Annotated in this window: 4 protein-coding genes and 1 other annotated feature; all 4 genes read right to left on the reverse strand. The window is 58.4% G+C overall.

Features of this window, described 5'->3' with window-relative positions; all coding sequences use genetic code 11:
- Nucleotides 1–246: SulP family inorganic anion transporter (locus ACEW8J_RS15415; RefSeq protein ID WP_373492526.1), on the reverse strand; the 246-nt coding region annotated here is incomplete at its 3' end.
- A 94-nt stretch (nucleotides 247–340) separates the two neighbouring features.
- Nucleotides 341–394: a sequence feature (sul1 is cis-regulatory element that is thought to sense ions involved in sulfur or methionine metabolism; They are found in Alphaproteobacteria), on the reverse strand.
- A gap of 94 nt (nucleotides 395–488) precedes the next feature.
- On the reverse strand, nucleotides 489–1256 hold the full coding sequence (locus tag ACEW8J_RS15420; protein ID WP_373492527.1) for a sulfite exporter TauE/SafE family protein: 768 nt from the start codon (nucleotides 1254–1256) through the stop codon (nucleotides 489–491).
- A gap of 32 nt (nucleotides 1257–1288) precedes the next feature.
- Nucleotides 1289–4030 (reverse strand): preprotein translocase subunit SecA, encoded by a 2742-nt coding sequence (gene secA / locus ACEW8J_RS15425; protein WP_373492528.1) that lies wholly within the window; start codon nucleotides 4028–4030, stop codon nucleotides 1289–1291.
- The coding region (locus ACEW8J_RS15430) for a hypothetical protein (RefSeq protein WP_373492529.1) at nucleotides 3987–4170 on the reverse strand (184 nt) is incomplete at its 5' end. The genes secA and ACEW8J_RS15430, both read right to left, overlap by 44 nt.

A 4170-nucleotide genomic window follows, 5' to 3' on the forward strand; every position in this document is an offset into this window, starting at 1 on the left:
CAGCGGCACCACCAGCACCGCGACCGCGGCGGTGGCAGCCGAGATCATCCCCTGACGCCCGCCGACCAGCGAGATGATCACCGCGATCGAGAAGGAGGCATAGAGACCGACGCGCGGATCGACTCCGGCGATGATCGAAAAACCGATCGCCTCGGGAATGAGCGCGAGAGCGACGACGATCCCGGCAAGGATGTCGCCGCGCGGATTGGAAAACCATTCGCGCTTGATAACGTCGAGTTTGGGCATGTCTGACCTTGTACAAATGCCTATGCAGCGCAGCCGGTCTGACGCCAGACCTGTCGATCTTTGGGGTAAAAGACTGCGGAGCGGAATCGAAAAAGGTTATCCCGGGGATAGGCGCCGGGCCGAGCCACCCGACGAGGTCGGGTCCAGCGGATTGACAAGGCGCGTAGGATATCTTCGATATTGTTGCAAGTGCGAAAAGGAATTTCGTATGTAACGCGCAACCATGCAACAGGCCGATCCGGTCAGGTCAGCAATATTCTCCCCGCCACATAGAGGGTCAGCAAGGCCGTCAGACGCCGGATCCATATTTCCGGCAAAGCCCTGCTGGCGAGGATGCTCCCGATCTGGCCGCCCAGCAGGACGCCGAGGAACAATGGCCAATAGGCCAGAACCGCTTCTCCGCTGCTGCCCGAGCCGGACTTCATCAATTGCCCGCCGAGACCGGCGATCGAATTGACGAGGATGAAGATGCTGGCGGTGGCGGCAATCCGGCGGCTGTCGGCCCAGCGAGCCAGCAGCAGGATCGGCGCCAGGAAAATGCCGCCGCCGATGCCGACCATGCCGGATAGAAAGCCGATAGCGGTGCCAATCGCCGGGGCAAACAGGCGGTGGCTGTTCCATGGCCGATGGGCAGTCCCGGCCCCTGCCCGCTGAATAAACGGTTCGAGGATCAGCAAAATGCCTGCCGCGGCCAGCGACAGACCGAGCAATAGCAGGATGCTGTCCTGTTCCAGCACCATCCGCCCGCCGAGCCAGGCCGCCGGGACGGACAGCATCAGGATCGGCCAGATCCGGGACCAGTCGATGAGTCCGCGGAGCTGGAACCGGACGGCGCCGCCCGTGACGACAATGATATTGCAGAGCAGCGCGATGATCGGCAACAGCCGATAGTCGAGTTCGGCCAGCGCCAGCAGGGCAATATAGGTGGACCCGCCGCCAAATCCGACGCTGGCGTAAAGCGCTGCGGTCGCTGCAAACAGAAGGGCCAGGCCGATGATGCCCAAAGCCATCTCAGTTGCCAGCCGACCGCATCGCTATCCGATCAGAACTTGCCGTGACAATGCTTGTACTTGCGTCCCGACCCGCAGGGGCAAGGGGCATTGCGGCTGACCTTGCTACCATCGAAGGGATCGTTCGGATTGCTCATTTGCCCGGATTGGCTGGGCGGCAGGGACGCCGAAACCGTACCCCGCGTACCCCCATCAATATCATTGCTATTATCTTCCCCGGTCAGCGGATCGATATGCGTGGTCAGGAAATCCGGCAATTCGGGCAATTCCGGCGGAACGATTTCTTCCTGACGGTGGAACTGACTGATCGCAATCGTCTTGGTCACGCCTTCGCGGATGATTTCCAGCATCCGTTCGAACAGGCCGAAGGCTTCCTGCTTATATTCGTCCAGCGGCTTCTTCTGGGCATAGGCGCGCAGGAAAACCACCTGGCGCAGTGCGTCCAGCGTGGCGAGATGCTCTTTCCAGTGATGGTCGAGCAATTCGAGCAGGATCGATTTCTCGATCTGTTGCCAGACGCCGGGATTTTCGCTGTCAACCTGCGCCATTTTCGCTTCAAAATCGGCATCGGCCATTTCCGAGATGCGGGTTTCGATGATCTCCGGTTCAACCGCATCTTCCTGCAGCCAGCTGTCAATATCGGGCGACAGATTGAGCACTTCCTGGACCCTGGTTTTCAGGCCTTCCACATCCCATTGCTCGGGATAGCTGCCCGGCGGGCAGGCATCGGCGACCATGGCATTGACCGTTTCGTGGCGCATGTCCTCGACGACATCGCCAACCGTGTCCGCGTCCATGATTTCCGAGCGCTGCTCGTAGATCACCTTGCGCTGGTCATTCATCACGTCATCATATTCGACAACCTGCTTGCGCGCTTCATAATTGCGCGCCTCGACCTTTTTCTGGGCGGTTTCAATGGCTTTCGACAGCCATTTGCCGCCAATCGCTTCACCATCCTCGAGATTCTTGTTCATCATCTTGGCGAACATCGTCTCGGTGCCGAAGATGCGCAGCAGATCGTCCTCGAGGCAGAGGTAGAAGCGGCTCAGTCCGGGATCGCCCTGCCGACCGGAACGGCCGCGCAGCTGATTGTCGATGCGGCGGCTTTCGTGCCGCTCGGTGCCGAGTACGAACAGACCGCCGGCCTCTCTGACGAGACGGCGCAATTCCCTTACTTCTTCCTCGATCTTGGCGATTGCCTTGTCCTTTTCCGGACCGGCTTCCATCTCGCTCAGCTCGTCCTCGATCCGGAAGTCGATATTGCCGCCAAGCTGGATATCGGTGCCGCGACCCGCCATGTTGGTCGCGATGGTGACCGCGCCGGGCGAACCGGCCTGCGCCACGATATGCGCTTCCTGTTCGTGGAAGCGGGCGTTGAGCACATTATGGACGACGCCTTCCTTGTTCAGGAAGTCCGACAGCAGTTCGGATTTTTCAATCGACACGGTGCCGACCAGAACCGGCTGGCCCTTGTCGCTATGTTCCTTCACCGTCTTGGCAATCGCGGCAAATTTGTCGAGCGTGTTCTTGTAGAATTCGTCATTCTCGTCGATCCGCAGCACCGGCTTGTTGGTCGGGATGGTGACGACGTTCATCTTGTAGATTTCGAAAAATTCCGCCGCTTCTGTTTCCGCGGTGCCGGTCATGCCGGACAATTTGGGATACATGCGGAAATAATTCTGGAAGGTGATCGACGCCATGGTCTGGTTTTCCGGCTCGATCTGGACACCTTCCTTGGCCTCCACCGCCTGGTGCAGACCGTTGGACCAGCGCCGCCCGTCCATCATCCGGCCGGTAAATTCGTCGATGATGATGACCTTGCCATCCTTGACGATGTAATCGGTATCACGCTTGCGCATGACATTGGCCATCAAAGCCTGGTTCAGGTGATGGACGACTTGGGTATTCTCGAAATCGTACAGATTGTTGCCGACCAGCAGCCCGGCTTCTTCGAGCAGGCGCTCGGCCTTTTCCGTGCCGTCTTCGGTCAGCGAGATATTGCGCGATTTCTCGTCTTTTTCATAATCCTCTTCGGTGATATTCTGCACGACGGCATTGACCGTCAGATAGAGATCGGACTTGTCATCGGTCGGACCGGAGATGATCAGTGGTGTCCGGGCTTCATCGATCAGGATCGAGTCGACCTCGTCGACAATGGCGAAATTGAAAGGCCGCTGGACCATCTGCGCCCGTTCGTGCTTCATATTGTCGCGCAGATAATCGAAGCCGAATTCATTGTTGGTGCCGTAGGTAATGTCCGCCGCATAGGCGGCGCGGCGCTTTTCCTCGCCGAGGTTCGGGACGATCACGCCGACTTCCAGACCGAGGAAATTATAGACCTGGCTCATCCACTCCGCGTCGCGGCGGGCGAGATAGTCGTTGACGGTGACGACATGCACGCCCTTGCCGTCAATCGCGTTGAGGTAACAGGCTAGGGTCGCCACCAGGGTCTTGCCTTCACCTGTGCGCATTTCGGCGATTTCCCCGCGATGCAGGACGATGCCGCCGATCAGCTGCACATCATAATGGCGCTGGCCGAGAGTCCGTTTGGCCGCTTCCCGCACGACCGCAAAAGCCTCCGGCAAAATGTCGTCGAGCGATTCTCCGCTCGCCACGCGCTCCTTGAAATACGGGGTTTTTGCCGCCAGTTCCTCATCAGAGAGAACTTCGATTTCGGGTTCGAACACATTGACCGCATCGACCGTTTTCTGCATTGATTTGACATAGCGGTCATTGGCTGACCCGAAGATGGATTTGGCTAGATCGCCGAACATGACATTTTCCAGTTTGTAAATTTATTCGGCCAATGATGGCCGTGAACAGGGTGGATTTAAGAAGCATCTCTTGCCATGCAATAGCAGCAAGATCTGGCGAGGCGCTAAGGCGCGCCTTCTTCATGTTCCAGCTTGTCACC

It is taken from the genome of Parasphingorhabdus sp., assembly GCF_041748495.1.
Classification (GTDB): Bacteria; Pseudomonadota; Alphaproteobacteria; order Sphingomonadales; family Sphingomonadaceae; genus Parasphingorhabdus.

Excerpts from the sequence above, each read along its gene's own strand:
- secA (WP_373492528.1), bottom strand. The coding sequence starts at position 4,030 with ATGTTCGGCGATCTAGCCAAATCCATCTTCGGGTCAGCCAATGACCGC.
- ACEW8J_RS15420 (WP_373492527.1), bottom strand. The coding sequence starts at position 1,256 with ATGGCTTTGGGCATCATCGGCCTGGCCCTTCTGTTTGCAGCGACCGCA.